This window comes from Streptosporangiales bacterium (genome assembly GCA_009379825.1).
Lineage (GTDB): Bacteria > Actinomycetota > Actinomycetes > Streptosporangiales > WHST01 > WHST01.
Genome location: WHTA01000011.1, coordinates 95,688 through 114,444, shown reverse-complemented (window position 1 = coordinate 114,444; position 18,757 = coordinate 95,688). Strand labels below are relative to the sequence as shown.

The following is an 18,757-nucleotide window of genomic DNA, read 5'->3' as shown; positions in this document are numbered from 1 at the left end:
GGCCCGGCGGTGTGGCGGTGACGTAGACCGCTACCCTCTCGCTGTTGGTGCGGTGACCGGCCCGGCGGTGTGGCGGTGACGTAGACCGCTACCCTCTCGCTGTTGGTGCGGTGACCGGCCCGGCGGTGTGGCGGTGGGTGGTGCTGCTGTCCGCTACCCTCTCGCTGTTGGTGCGGTGACCGGCCCGGCGGTGTGGCGGTGACGTAGACCGCTACCCTCTCGCTGTGTCTCTCCTGGTAGATGAGCTGGCCGCGCGGCTGTACTGGCGGCGGATGCCGGCCGTGCCGCCCGACGTGGCGCAGTGGTACGGCGCGCCGTTCCGCGGGTACGCGCTCGGCGCCGTGCGCGAGGTGCTGACCGGCACCTGGCAGCTGCGGCCGGCGGCCTTCGCGACCGTGCGGCTGGTCAGGTACGGCGGGCAGCTACCGGGCGAGGCGCAGTCGGCGGTGTGCGCGATCAGGCTGCGCCGCCCGCTGCCCGTCGTCGAGGTGCTGGTGCCTCCGGTGGACCCGATGAGCCGCACCGACGCGCTCCCGCACCTGAACGGCCTCGGCGGCGGCCTGGAGGTGCGGGCTGCCGACCCGGCCGCGGCGACGCAGGTGCTCGCGGCCGTGCAGCGGTACCTGGCCGGCTGCGAGCCCGGCTGGTACTTCCGTACGTCCGGCACCGACATGCTGTCGTGGTGGCCGGTGCGCGAGCTGCCGGTCGCCGGGGCGCCGTCGACGTACCACCAGGTGCCGGCACCCCCGATGACGGCGGCGACCGTCCAGTGGCGGCTGGACCGGCTGTGTCACCTGGCCGACCTGATGGCTGCCTAGGCGAGGTCCTTGAGCAGCAGGGACACGGTCTTGCCGCCCTTGGTGTCCTGGGTGCCGACCTGCCGGAAGCCGCGGTGTTCGTGGAAGGCGAGGGAGCGGTCGTTGCGGGGCTCCAGGTTGACCTCGCACACGAGCACCGGCGCGCCGCAGCGGCGCTCCACCTCGTCGTAGAGCTGGCCGCCGATGCCCTGCCGGAAGTACGCTGGGTCGACGATGATGCGGTCCAGGTAGTGGAAGTCGTCGTACCGGTCCGCGAAGTACCGGTAGTTCTCGCTGGCGTACGCGGCGCCGGGGCCGAGGCTGAGCGCGAAGCCGGCGACCGCGCCTTCGACGTCCGCGATCACTACCAGCGACGCCATGCCGACGAGGTCGGCAAGCTCCGGCATGGTCAGCTCGCCCACCGCGGGCACGGCGGCGTTGTTCAGCTCGAGCATCCTGGGCAGGTCGGCAGGGGTGGCGTCGCGGTAGGGCATGCGGACAGCGTAGGGGAGCGCGGAACCAACCAGCCCGGGTGGCCGTTACCCGGGTAGGACCTGGGTAGCCGACCGCGTCGGGCGGCCCGCGGAGATGCGGAATCAGGGTTGTCCCCGATGCGGATTGAGGTGTGGAGGGGGAGGATCGGGATATGTACCCTGCGGCAACCACACGCGGCCCGGTCGTCATCCAGCCGTGGTATCGCGTCTCCGACAAGGAGCGAGACGGCGTCGTGCGGGTGCTGCACGACGCCTACGCGGACGGCCGGCTCGACGACCAAGAGCTCGACGTCCGCATCGACCAGGCGCTCGCCGCGCGGACGTACGGTGAGCTGCAGCTGCCGCTTCGTGACCTGCTGCCACCGATGCCGGTGCCGCAGGCCGCGCCAGTTCCGTCAGGGACCGAGCGGTTCGCCGCGGCGATCATGCACCTGTCCGGCTACGCGTCGTTCTTCCTCGTCCCGCTGATCGTCTACCTGGTCGAGGGCAGGCGGCCCACCTACCTGCGGGAGCAGGCGGCCGAGGCGGCGAACTTCCAGCTCACCTTCCTGCTGGCGAACATCGTGCTGGGCGTGGCGAGCGTGTTCGTGCTGCCGGCGCTGCTGTTCCCGGTCATCTGGGTGGGGTGGCTCGTCCTCAACCTCGTCGGTGGTGTCGCGTCCGCCGCCGGCACCCGGTTCAGGTACCCGCTCACCCTGCGGTTGCTCCGCTAGCCGGTTCCTCACCGGGCGGGTGGTCGTCGGTCTCGTCGCGGATGGCCGCAGCGAGCGCGTCGAGTGCCCGCGCGGCCGAGTCTGTCGACTCGACGAGGGCCGCCACGGTGTGGTCCGCCGGCCGTACGCCGCTGGTCAGCTCCTGCCTGACCGCATCGGCCGCCGGACGCAGTGACGGCAGGTCAAGCGGCGGCGTATCGGTGCGCAGCGCCTCGGCCATCGCCTCCAGCCCGCCGCAGGCCTGCTCGACGAACTCCTGGAGTGCGGGCGACTGCGGCAGCTCCGCCGCGTCCTGCCGCGCGACCTCCAGCCGGATGGCGGGGTGGATGAACCGTACGGAGCAGTCGACGATCCGCTCGGCCCACTGCACCAGCTCGTCGTCGTGGGCGTGGCTGGGGTCGCCGTGCAGCCGTTCCAGCGAGCTCTCCGCGTTCGACCGTGCCACCCGGGCGGCGGAGCGCACCGACGTCCGGCGCGCCGCGGTGGCGTCCGGCTGCACCACCACGTCGAAGTAGTCGCGGTACGCCGTCAGCAGGTCGGCGAGCCTGGTCTGCACCCGGGAGTGTTCCCAGGTGGGCCAGAGCAGGTACCCGCCCAACGCGATGAGGCCACCGATGGCGGTGTAGACGCCGCGCTCCACGATGGTGTCGGCCGGGTGCACGCCGACCGTCGAGAGCAGCAGGACGACCAGCGCGGAGAGGAACGCGACGGACAGTGTGAAGTTGGCGAGGAACAACGCACGGAAGCCGAAGAACAGTACGCCGACCAGCGCGATGTCGAGCCAGTGCGTCTCCGGCAGGAGGATCACGAGGACGGTCGCCACCGCCAGCCCGAGTATGGTCCCGCCGATCCGGAACAGGCCGCGGCTGACCGTTGCCGCGAAGGCCGGCTGCAGGGTGAGCAGGATCATCAACGGCAGCCAGTAGCCCCTGGGCAGGTCGGCGATCCGGATGAACGCGTCGGCGGCCGTCACGCACAGCGACAGCCGTACGGCGTGCCGGAACGCCGACGACGACGGCGTCAGGTTCGCACGCAGCGTCTGCAGCGGGTTGTCCATCCGCAGGCTCGTCGGCAGGGTCGCCTGTACGGTGCGGCCGGGTGGCGCCGCGGCCTCGTAACGCCAGGTCGACGCCGTGCCTACGGCGGCCCTGAGCTGGTCCTCGAGCGCGCGGGCACGGGCGGCGGCCGCGCGCACGGTGACGTGCTCGGTGAACGAGCTGTCCGTGGTCCGCGCGGCGAGGTCGGCCAGCGAGGTGGTGGCCGCGGTCAGCCGGCGGACGGCCAGCGCCATGTTCGCCGGCGGGTCGGCGGTGTCGAGCGCGTCACCTACCCGGCGCAGGACGGTCGCCGCAGCGTCCAGCACGTCACGCATCCGACTGCGCGCGGCGTTCGCGCCGAGGTCGTGCAGGTGCTCGGCATGCGCGTTGAGCGCGAGCACCTCGATCCGTATCCGCTCGACCTCGCTGAGCAGCGCACGGAACGCGACCATCGCGGCACTCCGCTCGCGCCCGACGCCGTAGATCGTGCGGTGCACGGTGTCCATCGTCTCGGTGAGCACCGGCCCGCTCGCGGTGCCTGGCGCCTCGCTCGCGGCGTCGGCGAGCTCGCCGAACGCGGTCGCGAGCACGCGCCGCTCGGGGCGGTAGCGCCGCAGCGGCCATGCGGACACCGCCAACAGCCCCTGGAGGACGCCTCCGGCGAGGATCTCGGCCGCGGCGTAGAACGCGGCCGGCGACCCGGCGATCGCGGTGTGCTGTGCCCGCCCGGCGAGGACGAGCAGCAGGATGCTGCTGGTGATCCCGATCTGGGTGGCGGTCGGCCCGAGTGCGACGAGCAGGCCGGCGCCGGCGATCCAGAAGAGCGTGAGGGCGATGGCGAGGACGTCGATCCGGCCCACCAGGATGCCGAGCGCGACGCCGACGGCCGACACCGCGGCGGTGATCGACATCCGGGCCAGCCGCAGGCGGTAGGGACCTGGTTTGTCGGCCAACGCCACATTCTGAGCGCCTATGGCAATTGTCACGCCAGCGAGCATGTGTCCCGAAATGGCGCCGATGATCAGGGGGAGTACCACGCCGATCGTGTTACGGGCGGCAGCGTTGACGGCGAGTTGACTTCGATCGACTCGAATCGCGTCACGCAACGTATGCCGCATATGAGAAGACTAAGGGTCATCGACTGCTCGTCAGGCGAGACGGCATCCGTGTTCCCACGCTCTGCGTTCCGCTGAGCGGTCTCCGTTGTGCGAGGCTTGACGGAAACGCGCGAATGATCAGTATCCTGCCTACTGACGTGGAAGCATCCCGGTGCTGACGGCCGCGTCTGTACGAGCACCAGATCCTTGGGGAGCTGAACGATGCCCGTCATGGACGCAACGCCACTTCGGATCAAGGAACGAGCGTTCGGTGGCCAGCAGAGATCGATCGTCACCCATCGCCCGCGGACGTTCAACGAGCTGGTCATGGTGGTGCAGCAGCTCGCTGTCGACGGCCGGCCGTACACGGTGGTGGGCGCCAGGAGCAACGTGGTGGGCGCGCTCGACACCGACTCGGAGGTCGTGCTCTCGACCGAGCTGCTTACCGGCGTCCGGGAGTTCGACGGCGTGTCGAACATCGTTCGCGTCGGCGCGGGCACGCTCGGTGGCTGGCTGGAGAGCTGGCTGGCGGAACGTGACCGAACGATTGGTCAGTTCCCGCAGTCTCTCCACATCTCCACGGTCGGTGGCTGGCTGAGCACGCGAGCGTGCGGATCGTGGTCGGCGCTGTACGGCGGCGTCGAGCGCGCGCTCCTCGGGGCGCGGGTGGTGACCGCGGCCGGGGCGGTGCTCGAGTTCGGTCCACGGGTGCGGCCGCTCGGCGGTCTGGACGGGCTGGCCGCGCTGATCGGCTCCGAGGGCAGCCTCGGCGTGGTGGGCGAGGTCACGTTCCACGTCCACCACCGGTTGCCCGAGAACCGGATGTGTTTCCTGCTGCCTGACCTGGCAGCCGTGATCGACGCGCAGCGGCAGCTGGTGCAGGGCGGCTACCCGGTGGCCGTGCTGCGTGGCCACAACGTGGCGGAGACGGCGCACATCCTGGCCGACGAGTCGGTCGAGGAGTGCCTGCTGATCGTGACGTCGAGTGGTCCGCCCGAGCTGACCGACGCGCACCGTGGCGCCATTGGCGACGCGTTGGTGGGGCTCGGCGCGCGGCAGCTGCCGGACGACAGCGCGGCGCGGTGGTTCGAGGAACGCTACGCGGTGAGCACCATGATGGAGGACCGCAACCGTGAGCCGGGTTCGGCGTTCGACACCATCGAGGTGTCCGTGCCGTGGTCGACGGCCGCGGCCTGCGCCGACGAGCTCGAGGCGCGCCTCGGGCCGGTGGTCGACCGTTACTACCTGCACTTCTCGCACCCCTACCAGGCGGGCGTGTGCTTCTACAGCCTGCTCTGGCTGAGCGCACACGACGACCTCGCCGTGGTCGGCAAGCTGCGGGACGCCTGGAAGCAGGTGCTCGACATCGTCGAGCGCTACGGCGGCACCGTCGGCCACCACCACGGCGTCGGCGCCGTGCGGGCCGAGCGCTACGGCCACACGGCGGACGCCGAGATCCACCGTGCGCTCAAGCAGGCCCTCGACCCGCGGGGCCTGCTCACCGCTCGGCTGCTGGGGTCAGAAGCCTAGGTACTCGATGATCGTCGGGTCGGCCCGGTCGAGCTCGTTGAGCTTCTCCTGGGTCTGCGCGATCTCCTCGACGTTGAGGTTCTCCAGCAGGCTGCCGAGCGCGGCGTCGTCCTTGCGCAGCAGGAAGACCGCGGCGGACAGCCCCTCCACCAGCTCGTCGACCTTGTCGGCAGTGAGCGGCCGGACGGTCAACCCCATGCCCTCGAGCGGGATGGTCACCAGAGTGGTGTGCCAGATCGCCACGTCGACCGAGCCGTTGTGGATCGCGTTCAGCACCCCTACGTACGAGCAGTCCACGTAGGTGTGCTTCGGCCCGGGCGGGAACTCGGCCTCGGTCAGCGCCTGGTGGTCGTGCGATGACCGGTCGATCGCCACCTTGAGCTTGCGCGGCCGCTTCGGCCCGTCGAGGCGGCTGACCACCACCAGCGAGCCCGGGGTGTAGTAGACGTTCGGGCCGAGATCGACGGTGCGCGTCCTGCGGCGCAGGCCCGGGCGCAGCGACTTGGCGGCGCTGCGGGACATCAGGGCCAGGTCGACGTCGCCGTCGGCGACGAGCTCCGCGCGGGTGGCGGCGCCCTTCTTGAAGTGGGTGCCGGTCGGGACGTTGAACCTGGTGAGCTGCTCACGCACGTTGTGCAGCAGGGCGATGTGGTCGATGGGGCCTGGCATCGGCATCACCAGGTGCACCTGGTTGCGCCCGGACATGCTCCACAGCAGGCCCTCATCTCGTTCTACGAGATTGGTGCCGAGGTGGCCGTGTCTGGAGAGCGTGACGGCACCGGAGTTCTCCAAGATCGCCAACGCCTTCTGCACGGTTCCCGAGCCCACGCCCAGCTGTTGCTGGTAGTCGATCGTGGTGGGCAACCGGCCGCCCGTTGGACGGCCGAGCATGTCCTCGGCCAAGAGCTGAACTGACCGGAGGTTCCTCGACCGGAGGTCGGTCACTGGCCCTGTCTTTGCTGCCGCCTTGTTCCGCATGAAGGCAAGATAACGGGTCGCGTCTATTCCGAGTAGTCGACCTTCGGCATTGCGTAATCATCCGGATGACGAAGCAATCACCTGAATATTGACCCGGTATTTGTGGGGTCGATAGCGTTCGGTCTCGAAGAGTCGCCCCAGGCCAGGCGCTTCTCCCGGTGAGGGGGTGTGTGACGGCACGACAGCCCGAGCTGAGCGGATGGAATGACTTCGATCTTGGCTGGAAGCAGTTCTCCGGAACCAGCCTGGTGGCCGCCCGTTCCCGGAGCCGGGATCTGCGGTTCGCGCAATCGGTCCGCCGGGCTCGGGTGCCGGCGGTATAACGATTAAGCCCCTTGTGCTCCTCGATCGCGGTGGCCATCGTGGCATGGGTGCTGGTGCCGGCTGCACGCGGTGCAGCGCTGATTCGTACGACGGGGAGGTAAATCGTGGGTGAGTTGGGGACTCGTCGCCGGCTGGCCAGGTTCGCGGACGGCGCGACCGGGCGGAGCCTGGTGATCGCGTTGAGCCACGGCATGCTGATGGGCCGGGTGCCCGGTCTGGCCGGGGTGGAGGAACGGGTCGGCCTGGTCGAGCGGGCAGTGCGGGCCGGCGTCACCGGCCTCATCCTCAGCCCCGGTCAGCTGCGCGAGTGCGCCGACCTGCTCGCCCAGCCCGGCGGTCCCGGGGTGTGGCTCACCGTCGGCTGGACCAACCTGTGGCGCAGCGACGAGGCCGCCGATCTCGCCCACGACTACGCCGACGGCACGTACCGCGAGGTGGTCGACCCGAAGACCGCGGTGGCGCTCGGCGCCGACGGGTGCCACGTCTACCTGCTGCTCGGCGCCACGGACCCGCAGGTGGAGGCCGACGACGTCGCCCGGGTCGCTACGTACGTCCAGCGGGCGCACGAGTACGGCATGCCGGTGCTCGTGGAGGCGATGGTCCGCGGCCCGCGCGCCGCAGGTGCCGAACGCGCACCCGGGCACGTGGCGTTCGCCGCCAGGATCGCGGCCGAGGTCGGCGCGGACATGCTGAAGCTGGAGTACCCGGGTTCCGCGGATGCGCTCGCGGGTGTGGTGGCCGACGTGGCAGTGCCGGTGCTGGTGCTCGGCGGCTCGAAGCGGCCGTTCGACGAGGTGCGGGCGGAGGCGACCGACGTCGTGCGGGCGGGTGCGCAGGGCGTCGTCTACGGGCGAAATGTGTTCCAAGCCGACGATCCGGACCGCGCGCTCGCCGACCTCGTCGAAGTCGTCCTCGATAACTGAGCGGGCATGTCAACCACTGCGAGGAGGCAGGCGTGGAACTCGAAGGCAAGGTCGCGATCGTGACCGGTGCCGCTGCCGGGATCGGGCGGGCCATCGCAGGTGGTCTGGCCGCGTCCGGGGCCTCGGTGGTCGTCGACGACGTCGACGAGGCAGGGGCCAAGGAAGTCGCGGCGGGGATCCGCGCGAACGGGGGACGCGCGGAGCCCTGCCCGATCGGCGTCGGGACCGACGCCGCAGCCGCCGAGATCGTGCGGTGCGCGACGGACACTTTCGGCGGCCTGCACCTGCTGGTGAACAACGCCGGTGTCGGCGGCGATGCGCCGCTGGTCGAGTTGTCCGAGGAACAGCTGAAGCGTTCCGTTTCCGTCAATCTGGTCGGGCCCATCCTGTTGGCGAAGCACGCCGCCGGGGTCATGGTCGAGCAGCGGTACGGCAAGGTCGTCAACATCACCTCGCGGTCGGGGCTGCGCGGCAAGTACGGCGAGAGCGGGTACTCCGCGGGCAAGGCCGGCATGGCCGGCTTCACCCTCACCATGGCCATCGAGATGGCGCCGTACGGCATCAACGTGAACGCGGTCGCGCCTGCGGCGTGGACCGCGCTGCTGGAGAACATGCCGGAACCGGAGCGCAGCAGGACGATCGCCAAACGTGAGGACAACGTGCTCGGCCGGGTCGCCCGGCCGGCGGACGTCGTGCCGACCGTCGTCTGGCTGCTCTCCGACGCGGCGGAGTACGTGACCGGGCAGATCATCGAGGCGACCGGGCAGCAGGCGTCGCTGCTGTAGCGGCCGGGGAGGCACGTCATGGCGGATGAGTTGTTCCTCGTCGTGGACGCGGGGACCACGGGGACGAAGGTGGGCGCCGTGGACACCGCGGGGACGATCGTCGCGGCCGCGTACCGGGGCTACCCGTGCAGCTACCCGCAGCCGGGCTGGGTGGAGCAGTCGGTCGACGAGCTGTGGGCGGCCGAGTGCGCGGCGATCGCCGAGGTCGTCGCGGCGGTGGACGCGAGCCGGGTCGCCGCCATCGCGTGCTCGTCGCAGCGCGCGACCGTGGTGCCGGTACGGGCCGACGGCACCGCGCTGACCCCCTATCTGGGCTGGCAGGACCAGCGCGGCGTGCCGTACTGCACCGAGCTGGAGGAGCGGGTCGGCGCGGCAAAGTACTACGAGCTCACCGGGATGGCGATCGACTCGGTGGCCTCGCTGTCGAAGATCAGGTGGCTGCGGGAGCACCGGGCCGACCTGGCGGCCGACCTGTCGTGCTTCGCCGCCCACCAGACCGTGCTGCTGCACCAGCTCGGCGTCGCCGACCACCTGGTGTCGCCGTCCGAGGCGTCGTACCTGGGACTGATGGATGTGCGCACGCGCCAGTGGCACGAGGGCCTCGCCGCCGAGGTCGACGTCTCGGTGGGGCAGCTGCCGACGGTGGTGGAGTCCGGCCAGGTGGTGGGGCGGGTCGGCTCGGCCGCGGCAGCGGCGACCGGCCTGCGCGAGGGGCTGCCGATCGTGCTCGGCGGCGGCGACCTGCAGCTCGGCGCGCTCGGCGTGGGCGCGGCCGAGGGGGTCGTCGCAGTCGGCATCGGCACCGGCGGGCACTGCGTGGCCGTGGCCGGCGAACCGCGGCTGGACCCGGGGCGGCGGCTGAGCTGCCTGGCGCACGTCGTACCAGGGCAGTGGGAGCTGGAGGGGCTCGGCCGGGCGTCCGGCGGCACGTTCCGCTGGTTCAAGGACCAGTTCGGCGACCTGGAGAGCGCACTGCAGCGCCGCTCGCACACCGACGCGTACCAGCTGCTGTTCGACGAGATGCCGACAGGCCCTGGCGGCGCGCGGGGCATCGTGGTGGTCCCGTCGTGGGCGGGGTTGGGTGCGCCGGTCAACGACGACGGCTTCCCCGGCATGGTGCTCGGGCTGCGGCTGGAGCACGACCGCGGCGCCGTGATCAGGGCGTTCGTCGACGGCATCACGTTCGAGCAGCGGATGATCCTCGACGTGGTGCGCGAGGTCGTGGACCAGGTGGACGAGATCCGCGCCTGGGGCGGCGCCGCGAAGGCGGACAAGTGGTGCCAGATCGAGGCGGACGTGTTCGGCGTGCCGGTCGTGCGTACCGGCCAGCCGGACGCGTCGGTGGTCGGCGGCGCCGTCTGCGCCGCGGTGGCCGTCGGCGCGGTGCCCGACTTCGTCGAGGGCAGCCGCACCATGGTGCAGCCGGCCGCCAGCTTCTCCCCGGACGCTGCGGCCGTGGCCGCGTACGAGCGCTACTACGACGTGTACGGCCGCGCGATCGACGCGCTGCGCTCCGCCGGCATCGGTGACGCCCTCCGCGATCTGCCGCGACCCTGACGCAGCGTGTGGGCGACAGCACGGGGGGCGATCACCGCCTCCCGGTTGGCCTGATTCGGTGGCGGGCTGGTTGTATGTCCGAAAGCCGGCGGTGACGGTACGGGTCGTCACTGGTGACGCCGGCGTTCGGGCGAGGGGAGCATGGATTGTCGCCAGAGCAGGCGCCTTTGACTCTGCGGCAACGTCTCGCTGGCAAGCGGATCCTGCTGACCGGCGTCACCGGTTTCGTGGGCGAGGCGCTGTGCCAGCGCATCCTGGAGGAGCTGCCGGAGACCAAGCTGGTCGTCCTCGTACGGCCGAAGGGGAACACCGGCGGGCGCAAGCGCGTCGAGCAGCTGCTCAACAAGCCGGCGTTCGGCGGCCTGAAGGAACAGCACGGCGGCCTGAAGGCGATCGCGGACGAGCGGATCGAGGTCATCGAGGGTGACCTGGCCGCAGTGCCCGACCTGCCCGCCGACGTGGCCGCCGTCGTGCACTGCGCCGGCGACGTCTCCTTCGACCCGACCATCGAGGAGGCGTTCACCACCAACGTGCGCGGCACCGTCGGCCTGCTCGACAAGGTCAGGGCGACCGGCGCGCAGCCGCACTACGTGCACGTCTCCACCGCGTACGTCGCGGGCCGGCGGCGCGGGGCGATCCCCGAGGCGTCGGTCGGGCACGGCGTCGACTGGCGCGAGGAAGAGGCCTACGCCGGCCGGCTGCGGGAGCGGATCGAGGAGGCGTCGCGCGCGCCAGGCACGCTCGCCAAGCTGCGCCGCCAGGCCGAGAAGGAGCACCACAGGGCCGGTCCGCTGACCGCCGCGGGCGACGCGGAGCGCCGCCGCAAGGAGTGGGTGTCCGACCAGCTCAAGGCCGCCGGCAGGGAGCGGGCGCGCTCGCTCGGCTGGACCGACGTCTACACGTTCACCAAGGCGATGGGCGAGCGGGTCGTCGAGGAGCACGGGCACGAGTTTCCCGTCTCCATCGTGCGCCCGTCGATCATCGAGAGCGCCTACGAGCGGCCGTACGCCGGCTGGATCGAGGGCTTCAAGATGGCCGAGCCGCTCATCCTCGCGTACGGCAAGGGCGAGCTGCCCGAGTTCCCCGCGTCCCCGGACAGCGTCATCGACATCGTGCCCGTCGACCACGTGGTCGCGGCGATCCTCGCGGTCGTGGCGAGCCCGCCGGAGACCGGCGACACCGGCTACTTCCACGTCACCTCGGGTGCGCGCAACCCACTGACCTTCAGCGACCTCGTGCACCACGTGAAGGAGTACTTCGAGCGCAACCCGTTCGAGGGTACCGACGGACGGGGCGTGCCCAGGTTGCCGTCGTGGAGCTGGCCTGGCGGCGAGTCCGTGGAGCGGCTGCTGCGCACCGGCGAGCGGCTCAGCACGGTGGCGGACAAGGTGGTCACCAAGCTGCCGCGGTCCAACCGCGTGCGCAGGATGGCCAGTGACCTCGGCCGCCAGCAGCGCAGGCTGGAGTTCCTGCGCAAGTACATGGACCTCTACCGGCCGTACGCGGAGTGCGAGCTGGAGTTCACCGACGACCGTACGCTGCAGCTGTACCGCGACCTGCCGCCCGAGGACAGGGAGCACTTCGCGTTCGACACCTCGGTGGTGGACTGGAAGCACTACCTGATCGACGTGCACTGCGCGAGCGTCACGCAGCCGATGCGGGCGCTGGACGCGGCGCGGCGGCGGCGGGGCAACGCGGCTGCGAAGTCGAAGAAGCTCGAAGCGGGCGACCAGGTGGTGGCGGCGTTCGACATGGACGGCACGCTGCTGTCGTCGAACGTGATCGAGACGTACTTGTGGCTGCGGCTGCCCGAGCTCGCCGGCCTGGCCAGGGCGCAGGAGGTCGGCACGCTGGCGCGGAAGCTGCCGTCGTACCTGATGGCCGAGCGACGCGACCGCGGTGGGTTCCTGCGCGCGGTCTACCGCAGGTACGAGGGCGCCTCGCTGGCCGAGCTGAACCAGCTGGTCGACGAGGACCTCAGCGACCACCTGCTCGAACGGCTCTCCGGAGGTGCCGTGCGGCGGATCAGGGAGCACCGTGCGGCCGGGCACAAGCTGGTGCTGATCACCGGCGCCATCCGGCCGCTCACCCGGCCGCTGCAGCCGCTGTTCGACGAGATCGTCGCGGCCGACCTGAGCGTCGACGCCGAGGGCCGCTGCACCGGCTTCCTCAGCTCGCCGCCGCTGGTCGGCGAGGCCCGCGCGGCGTGGCTGACCTGGTACGCCGGGCAGCAGGGCCTCGACCTGAGCCAGTCGTTCGCGTACGCAGACAGCCACTCCGACCTGCCGCTGCTGAAGGCAGTCGGCAACCCGGTCGCGGTGAGCCCGGACGTCCCGCTGTGGCGGGAGGCACGGAAGAGCAGGTGGCCGGTGCAAGACTGGGCTGAGGGTGCGAAGACCACGTCCAGGTTCAGCCTGCCGGGGAGCAGCTCATGATGCTCGCGCTCGAGCTCTACCGCTCGCTACCGCGATACGTCGCCAGCAAGGTGGTCACCAAGCGGCTGTCCGGCGTGTCCGCCGGGGCGCTGACCCCGCTGCGGCTGGTCAACAAGGACGAGCCGCGGGTGCCGCGGGTGCCTGGCTGGGCGCGGGTGCGCCCCCGGCTGTCCGGCATCTGCGGGTCCGACCTGGGCGCGCTGTACGGAGGCACGAGCCGCTACTTCTCCGCCTTAGTTTCCATGCCGTTCGTACCCGGGCACGAGGTCGTCGGCGACCTGGTGGACGACTGCGGCGACCTGCCCGCGGGTACCAGGGTGGTCATCGACCCGGTGCTCACCTGCGCCGCCCGCGGCGTGGAGTCGTGCGAGTCGTGCGCGGCCGGTCGTACGAACAGGTGCGACCGGGTGACCGTCGGCCACGTGTCGCCGGGGCTGCAGACCGGCTACTGCGCCGACACCGGCGGCGGCTGGGGCGGCCAGCTGGTCGCGCACTCGTCGCAGCTGCACCCGGTGCCAGACACCCTCGACGACCGCCAGGCGGTGCTGGTCGAGCCACTGGCCTGTGCCGTGCACACGGCGCTGCGTGCCCAGGTGCCCGAGGGCGCGTCCGTGCTCGTCGTCGGCTCAGGCGCGGTCGGCTTGCTCACCACGCTCGCGCTGCGTCAGCTCACGCCCGCCGGCTCGCTCACCGTGGTCGCGAAGCACCCGGCCCAGCGCGAGCTGGCCAGGCGGTTCGGCGCGTCCGACGTGCTGGCGCCGAGCGACGTCATTGGCGGCGTGCGCAGGACGACGCGGGCGATGCGGCTCGACCCTGAGCACGACTCGCCGTACCTGCTCGGCGGCGTGGACATCACCGTCGACGCCGCGGGCTCCGCGCACTCGCTGGCGACCGCGCTGCGTACGGTACGGGCCGGCGGCAAGGTGGTGCTCTCCGCGATGCCACCCGCGGGTACCGACCTGTCGCCGGTGTGGTTCCGTGAACTCGAGGTGGTCGGCACCTACGCGAGCGCACGCGAGGAGCAGCTGGATGGCACGACGCGCAGTGCGTTCGACATCGCGATGGAGTTGGCCGGCAGTGCGCCGTTGACCGGACTGGTCGGCGACGCGTACCCGCTGCACAGGTGGAGGGAAGCGTTGGATCATGCCTCGTCCGCCGGACGGTTGGGCACGGTGAAAGTGGCGTTCGATCTGAGGAGCAAGTCGTGACTCGTCCAGGTTTCGTGCTCGAGGTCGATGAGCGCACGCCGCCGCTCGTGGTGCACGAGGGCGACAGCTTCCGGCTGGAGGAGTTCCCGCTCGGCACCCGGGTGGTGTACTCGCCGGAGATGACGCCGGGCATCCCGGACGTCGAGGGCGCGATCAGGGACGCCCTGCTGAAACCGGTCGACGACGACCCGCTGCCGTCGCAGCTGTTCCCCGGGATGCGGCTGACCATCGCGTTCGACGACATCTCGCTGCCGCTGCCGCAGATGCGCGCGCCCGACATCAGGCAGCGAGTGCTGGAGCAGGTGCTCGAGATGGCCGCCGCGGCCGGCGTCGACGACGTGGAGCTGATCTCGGCGAACGCGCTGCACCGCAGGCTCACCGAGGCGGAGCTGAAGCACATCGTCGGCGAGCGGGTGTTCCGGTCGTTCTTCCGCGACGGCAAGCTCTACAACTTCGACGCCGAGGACAAGGAGAACGTCAAGCACCTCGGTCAGACGGAGAAGGGCGAGGACGTCGAGATCAGCAAGCGGGCCGCCGAGTCCGACCTGCTGGTGTACGTCAACGTGAACATCGTGCCGATGGACGGCGGGCACAAGTCGGTGGCGATCGGGCTGGCGTCGTACAACTCGCTGCGGCACCACCACAACAGCCACACGATGGTGCACTCGCGGTCGTTCATGGACAAGGACCACTCGGCGATGCACTCGTCGGCGTGGCGGATGGGGCGGCTGGTCGGCGAGCACGTCAAGGTCTTCCAGATCGAGACCACGCTGAACAGCCACTCGTTCCCCAAGCCGTACGACTTCCTGAACCGCAGGGAGTGGGAGTGGTCGATCCGCGACCAGGGCAAGGTGCTTGCCGCCCGGCGCGGGCTGGCCGTGGCGCCGCCGGCGATGCGGCGCAAGATCTTCCAGGGCGTCCGCGCGCCGTACGCGCTGACCGGCATCAACGCCGGTGCCGTGGAACCGGTGCACGACCGGACGCTGGACCGGGTGTTCAGGCAGCAGGCCACCGAGGTGGACGGCCAGTCCGACGTGCTGGTGCTCGGCGTGCCGTTCATCTGCCCGTACAACGTGAACTCGGTGATGAACCCGATCCTCGCGGCCTGCATGGGCCTGGGGTACATGTTCAACTCGTACCGGGGCAAGCCGCTCGTACGCAAGGACGGCGCGGTGCTCCTGTACCACCCGGTGCCGTACGAGTTCAACCAGCTGCACCACCCGAGCTACGTGGACTTCTTCGAGGAGGTGCTCGCCGAGTCGACCGACCCGGCGACCATCGAGGCGAAGTACGAGGAGCAGTACGCGACCGACCCGTGGTACATCCACCTGTACCGCACGTCGCACGCGTACCACGGGGTACACCCGTTCTACATGTGGTACTGGATCGCGCACGCGCTCGACCACGTCGGCGAGGTCGTCTGGATCGGCGGCGACCGGCGCGCGGTGCGTCGGATGGGCCACCGGTCCGCGTCCACGCTCCCCGACGCGCTCGAGATGGTCAGCGACACCGTCGGCAGCTCGCCGTCGATCACGTACATGCACCACCCGCCGATGACCATGGCGGACGTGCGATGAGCTCGTCGCGCAAGGGCATCGGCAAGGAGCTGGTGCGCGGTACGGCGCGTGAGGTGCGGCTGTTCGCCCGCGGCTGGCGGTGGGGCAGGCGCCCGCTGGTGCCGCGGTCGGCGCAGCCGTACACGCCGGCGCCCGGGCGCAAGGAGTTCCCGACCCGGTGGGCGCGCTCGCCGGGCGGTGTGGCGCTGCGCGAGGTGGTGCAACGGGTCGGCTTGGGGCCGTTGCTGCGGTTCGAGGTGGAGCCGCGGGTGTACGGGCTGGACGTACTCGACGGGTTGCGGTCGCCGGTGATCTTCGTGGCCAACCACTCCAGCCACCTGGACACCCCGATGGTGCTGTGCACGCTGCCGGACTCCTGGCGGCGGCGTACCGCGGTCGCGGCGGCCGCCGACTATTTCTTCGACACCTGGTGGCGTGCCGCCGGGTCGGCGATCGTGTTCAACACGCTGCCGCTCGAGCGGCGCGGCGGGCAGTCGGCGACCACGCCGGGGGAGGTGCTCGACGAGGGGTGGAACCTGTTGTGGTTCCCCGAGGGCACCAGGTCGCCGGACGGCTGGGTGACCAGGTTCCGGCTCGGCGCGGCGTACCTCGCGGCGCAGTACGGCGTGCCGATCGTGCCGATCGGGCTGCGCGGCGCGTACGCGGCGATGCCGCGCGGCCGTGGCTGGCCGGTGGCCGGCCGGCCGCCGGTGCGGATCCGCTACGGCCGCCCGCTGACCCTCGCCGCCGGCGAGGAGCCGCGCGACTTCGCGAAGCGGGTCTCCGCCGCGGTCGCACAGCTGCTGGACGAGGACGAGACCTCCTGGTGGAGCGCCATGCGGCGTGCCGCCGACGGCACCACCCCGTCGCCGACGGGTCCCGCGGTCGCCCCCTGGCGACGGATCTGGGCGCAGACCGCACCACCTGAGGTGCCCCGCCGCCGGCAGGTGTGGGCGAAGAAGCGCAAGCTCGACTGACGGGCCGCGCCACAGCCGACGGGTGCCGTTGCCCGCCCGCCCTGGCCGCACGGGCGGGCGGTCATCGTGCAGAGGCGGTCTTGCCGCCCCCACCGGTGCCGCCGCGGCCATGCCCACGCCCACGGTGTCGTGCGATACTGGGAGTGGCACCGGCCGTCGGGGGCCTCCCCCCTTCTTGGGGGTCGAGCTCGGCGGTCGGCGGGGCCGGGTGTACCGGGGTATGACCGGGAGCCCGGTCCCGAGCCGTCTTCCGAGCAGGGCGGTCAGCGGCTCCTGCGCTCCTTGGACTTCCGGCCCTCATGGGAGCTGCCGCGGGTCTCCTCCAGGCGCGACGCCTTGCCCTTGCCTTTGCTTTTGCCCTTGCCCTTGGCGGTCAGCCGTTGCCGCTCCTCGGCACGTAGCTCGGTGAGTGCCTTGTTGGTCGCGATGCGCGCCTGCTCCGCTGTCGGAGCGAGCTTTGCGGCGTTCTGGGTCAGGTTCTCGAGTCGGGCCTGTAGCGCCGTCACCTGGCTGGCCGGCGAGGCACCCTGCTGCGGCTGCGCCGGCCGCTGCAGCCGTCCCTGCGCGTCGCGGTCGAGCTTGGGCGCCTCGACGATCCGCATCTTCTCCTGCGGCTGCATGTGCTCCGGCGCGCTCAGCGGGATGGTGAGCCGCGACGGTTCGTTCCGCTCGATGCCCCGCCGCACCTGCCAGCCGATCGCGTCGGCGGCGTGTAGCATCGGCCGCTCGGTGCCCTTGCCGAACTCGATCTGGAACTCGTCCCTGACGAGGCCGGCGCCCTTCGCCTCCTGGATGGTCGCCCGGTCCCTGTCGTTGAGGTCGGTGGAGCCGGTGCCGTTCGACCGGTCGTCCATGACCATCAACCGGACGTTCGACCTGCTCAGTCGCCGGCTCAGCTCAGCGAGGCAGTCCTTCCGAGTGTCTTCGAAGTTCTTGGGGTCGGCGGCCGACCGGACGGTGACGATCGAACGGACGCCCTTCTCCGCGGCGACCTCCGCGATGACGGCCGACACCTCCTGCGGCTTCGCCTTGTTCGCGTGGAACGCGTCGCCGGCCACCTCGCGCATGTGCGTGTTCATCCATGCCTGGGCGCCGGGATCGACCACCACGCCGGTCATCGTGTAGAGGCGCTGCCCCTCGGGGAGGCTGGGGTCCATCGACACCGACTCGTCGACGTAGGCGATGGGGTTGTCGGCGCCCCGGCTGCGCTTCTTCTTCGCCATGGCTGCTCAGGGCAGGACGTTTCGGTGCTTCGACGCCATGCACTGATGTTCCCACAGCCGCCACCCGGGTGGGGGACGCTGCGCTTGCCGGCGCCGTCGAGGGGGCTACGACACACCGCGGCGGGGTCGTGACTGCCCGGGTACTTGCCGGATCGTTATCTAATTCCGGCACGACACTCGGTCGCTCAAATTGACTGCGGCACCGACGATTCGACAGGCTGTTCCGCGACACCACAGGCGTGCTCCCGGCACCCCGCTACGGAACGCGCCTCGCCCCCGAACGTGTCAACTCGGTGTTCGTGCAGTGCGTCCCTACTGCAGGTGCCCGGGTGCCCCGGATGCGACAGGAACTGAAATGTTGAAGCTGGTCCTGCTGTTGTTCGTAGTCGTCTTCGTCGTCGGCGTCGTGAACACCATAGTGCGCAAGCAGCGGGTCTGAGCCTCCTTCCAACCGCGGGAAATCCGCACGTACCGTCGCGATCTCGGCGGTTTCCGGCCGGAATGCGGCTAGCCTTTGCCGCATGATGGTCGCCGTGGGCTCCACGAACCCGGTCAAGACCGAGGCGGCCCGCCAGGCGTTCGGGCACGCTTGGCCAGGGGCATCGCTGGATGTCGAGCCGGTCACCGTACGCTCCGGTGTCCCCGAGCAGCCGATGAGCGACCTTGAATGCATCGAAGGTGCGCGTAACCGCGCAATCCTGGCACGCGAGGCGCTGGACGCCGAGTACGGCGTCGGCCTCGAGGCCGGGCTGGTGCACGTCGGCGGGCTGTGGTTCAACTGTGGCTGGGCGGTCGTGACCGACGCCACGTTCCGCGAGGGCATCGGGAGCACCTTCCGGGTGCCGGTGCCCACGGTCGTCGTGCGGAAGGTGGAGCGCGGCGCCGAGCTGGCCGAGGTGATGGACGAGGTGCTCGGCGAGAACGACGCCCGTTCCGCGGGGTACTTCGGCGTGCTGACCGGCGGCGCTGTCACCCGGCTGCGCGCGTCCACCGACGCGGTGGTCGCCGCGCTGGCGCCATTCGCCCACCAGGCCCTATTCGACTGGTTGCCGCGGGATAATGGGTAGGTGCGGTAGGCGGGGAGGGCTTCTGCCACACTCCTACTCCACGACAGGATCGGCGG

General features: G+C 70.9%; 15 protein-coding genes. 11 read left to right on the top strand and 4 right to left on the bottom strand.

Annotation, left to right across the window (positions count from 1 at the left end):
• The first annotated feature begins 224 nt into the window (after positions 1-224).
• The gene (locus GEV07_08485; GenBank protein MQA02740.1) at positions 225-818 is read left to right on the top strand and encodes a hypothetical protein; all 594 of its coding nucleotides are present in this window, start codon (positions 225-227) and stop codon (positions 816-818) included.
• Here the strand turns inward: GEV07_08485 and GEV07_08480 are convergent.
• A complete protein-coding gene (locus GEV07_08480; GenBank protein ID MQA02739.1) occupies positions 815-1,291 on the bottom strand; it encodes a GNAT family N-acetyltransferase in 477 nt (158 codons plus the stop codon). The genes GEV07_08485 and GEV07_08480 overlap by 4 nt on opposite strands.
• Before the next feature lie 152 nt (positions 1,292-1,443).
• Between GEV07_08480 and GEV07_08475 the strand changes: the two genes are divergently transcribed.
• The gene (locus tag GEV07_08475; GenBank protein ID MQA02738.1) at positions 1,444-2,004 is read left to right on the top strand and encodes a DUF4870 domain-containing protein; all 561 of its coding nucleotides are present in this window, start codon (positions 1,444-1,446) and stop codon (positions 2,002-2,004) included.
• On the opposite strand, the gene GEV07_08470 is transcribed toward GEV07_08475, so the two are convergent.
• The gene (locus GEV07_08470; GenBank protein ID MQA02737.1) at positions 1,982-4,159 is read right to left on the bottom strand and encodes a hypothetical protein; all 2,178 of its coding nucleotides are present in this window, start codon (positions 4,157-4,159) and stop codon (positions 1,982-1,984) included. The genes GEV07_08475 and GEV07_08470 overlap by 23 nt on opposite strands.
• Before the next feature lie 201 nt (positions 4,160-4,360).
• Between GEV07_08470 and GEV07_08465 the strand changes: the two genes are divergently transcribed.
• Positions 4,361-5,668 carry an FAD-binding protein gene (locus GEV07_08465; GenBank protein MQA02736.1) on the top strand — a complete coding sequence of 436 codons (1,308 nt, stop codon included), beginning with the start codon at positions 4,361-4,363 and terminating at the stop codon, positions 5,666-5,668.
• Here the strand turns inward: GEV07_08465 and GEV07_08460 are convergent.
• Positions 5,657-6,646 (bottom strand): hypothetical protein, encoded by a 990-nt coding sequence (locus GEV07_08460; protein MQA02735.1) that lies wholly within the window; start codon positions 6,644-6,646, stop codon positions 5,657-5,659. The two genes, GEV07_08465 and GEV07_08460, sit on opposite strands and share 12 nt — an antisense overlap.
• A 428-nt stretch (positions 6,647-7,074) precedes the next feature.
• Here GEV07_08460 and GEV07_08455 point away from each other — a divergent pair, with 428 nt between their 5' ends.
• From GEV07_08455 to GEV07_08425, 7 genes are all read left to right on the top strand, one after another.
• Positions 7,075-7,893, top strand: coding sequence for a hypothetical protein (locus GEV07_08455; protein MQA02734.1), 819 nt, complete (start codon positions 7,075-7,077; stop codon positions 7,891-7,893).
• A complete protein-coding gene (locus GEV07_08450; protein ID MQA02733.1) occupies positions 7,890-8,678 on the top strand; it encodes an SDR family oxidoreductase in 789 nt (262 codons plus the stop codon). The genes GEV07_08455 and GEV07_08450 overlap by 4 nt, the downstream gene beginning before the upstream one ends.
• Before the next feature lie 18 nt (positions 8,679-8,696).
• Positions 8,697-10,235: a hypothetical protein gene (locus GEV07_08445; GenBank protein MQA02732.1), complete on the top strand. Its 1,539-nt coding sequence runs from the start codon at positions 8,697-8,699 to the stop codon at positions 10,233-10,235.
• Between the two features lie 167 nt (positions 10,236-10,402).
• On the top strand, positions 10,403-12,670 hold the full coding sequence (locus tag GEV07_08440) for an HAD-IB family phosphatase (protein MQA02731.1): 2,268 nt from the start codon (positions 10,403-10,405) through the stop codon (positions 12,668-12,670).
• Complete coding sequence (locus GEV07_08435; protein ID MQA02730.1) at positions 12,667-13,878, top strand: alcohol dehydrogenase catalytic domain-containing protein; 1,212 nt, start codon at positions 12,667-12,669, stop codon at positions 13,876-13,878. The genes GEV07_08440 and GEV07_08435 overlap by 4 nt, the downstream gene beginning before the upstream one ends.
• A 14-nt stretch (positions 13,879-13,892) precedes the next feature.
• Positions 13,893-15,455, top strand: coding sequence for a DUF2088 domain-containing protein (locus GEV07_08430; GenBank protein MQA02729.1), 1,563 nt, complete (start codon positions 13,893-13,895; stop codon positions 15,453-15,455).
• Positions 15,452-16,411, top strand: coding sequence for a 1-acyl-sn-glycerol-3-phosphate acyltransferase (locus GEV07_08425; GenBank protein ID MQA02728.1), 960 nt, complete (start codon positions 15,452-15,454; stop codon positions 16,409-16,411). Before GEV07_08430 ends, GEV07_08425 begins: the two co-directional genes overlap by 4 nt.
• Before the next feature lie 263 nt (positions 16,412-16,674).
• On the opposite strand, the gene GEV07_08420 is transcribed toward GEV07_08425, so the two are convergent.
• Positions 16,675-17,634: a hypothetical protein gene (locus GEV07_08420; protein MQA02727.1), complete on the bottom strand. Its 960-nt coding sequence runs from the start codon at positions 17,632-17,634 to the stop codon at positions 16,675-16,677.
• Positions 17,635-18,155: 521 nt separating this feature from the next.
• Between GEV07_08420 and yjjX the strand changes: the two genes are divergently transcribed.
• Positions 18,156-18,701, top strand: a complete 546-nt coding sequence (gene yjjX, locus GEV07_08415; protein ID MQA02726.1) for an inosine/xanthosine triphosphatase — start codon at positions 18,156-18,158, stop codon at positions 18,699-18,701.
• Positions 18,702-18,757 lie beyond the last annotated feature (56 nt).

What these genes read in the sequence shown, in the direction of transcription:
- GEV07_08480 (MQA02739.1), bottom strand. Translation starts at nt 1,291, where the DNA reads ATGCCCTACCGCGACGCCACCCCTGCCGACCTGCCCAGGATGCTCGAG.
- GEV07_08475 (MQA02738.1), top strand. Translation starts at nt 1,444, where the DNA reads ATGTACCCTGCGGCAACCACACGCGGCCCGGTCGTCATCCAGCCGTGG.
- GEV07_08470 (MQA02737.1), bottom strand. Translation starts at nt 4,159, where the DNA reads ATGCGGCATACGTTGCGTGACGCGATTCGAGTCGATCGAAGTCAACTC.
- GEV07_08465 (MQA02736.1), top strand. Translation starts at nt 4,361, where the DNA reads ATGCCCGTCATGGACGCAACGCCACTTCGGATCAAGGAACGAGCGTTC.
- GEV07_08460 (MQA02735.1), bottom strand. Translation starts at nt 6,646, where the DNA reads ATGCGGAACAAGGCGGCAGCAAAGACAGGGCCAGTGACCGACCTCCGG.
- GEV07_08445 (MQA02732.1), top strand. Translation starts at nt 8,697, where the DNA reads ATGGCGGATGAGTTGTTCCTCGTCGTGGACGCGGGGACCACGGGGACG.
- GEV07_08435 (MQA02730.1), top strand. Translation starts at nt 12,667, where the DNA reads ATGATGCTCGCGCTCGAGCTCTACCGCTCGCTACCGCGATACGTCGCC.
- GEV07_08425 (MQA02728.1), top strand. Translation starts at nt 15,452, where the DNA reads ATGAGCTCGTCGCGCAAGGGCATCGGCAAGGAGCTGGTGCGCGGTACG.
- GEV07_08420 (MQA02727.1), bottom strand. Translation starts at nt 17,634, where the DNA reads ATGGCGAAGAAGAAGCGCAGCCGGGGCGCCGACAACCCCATCGCCTAC.
- yjjX (MQA02726.1), top strand. Translation starts at nt 18,156, where the DNA reads ATGATGGTCGCCGTGGGCTCCACGAACCCGGTCAAGACCGAGGCGGCC.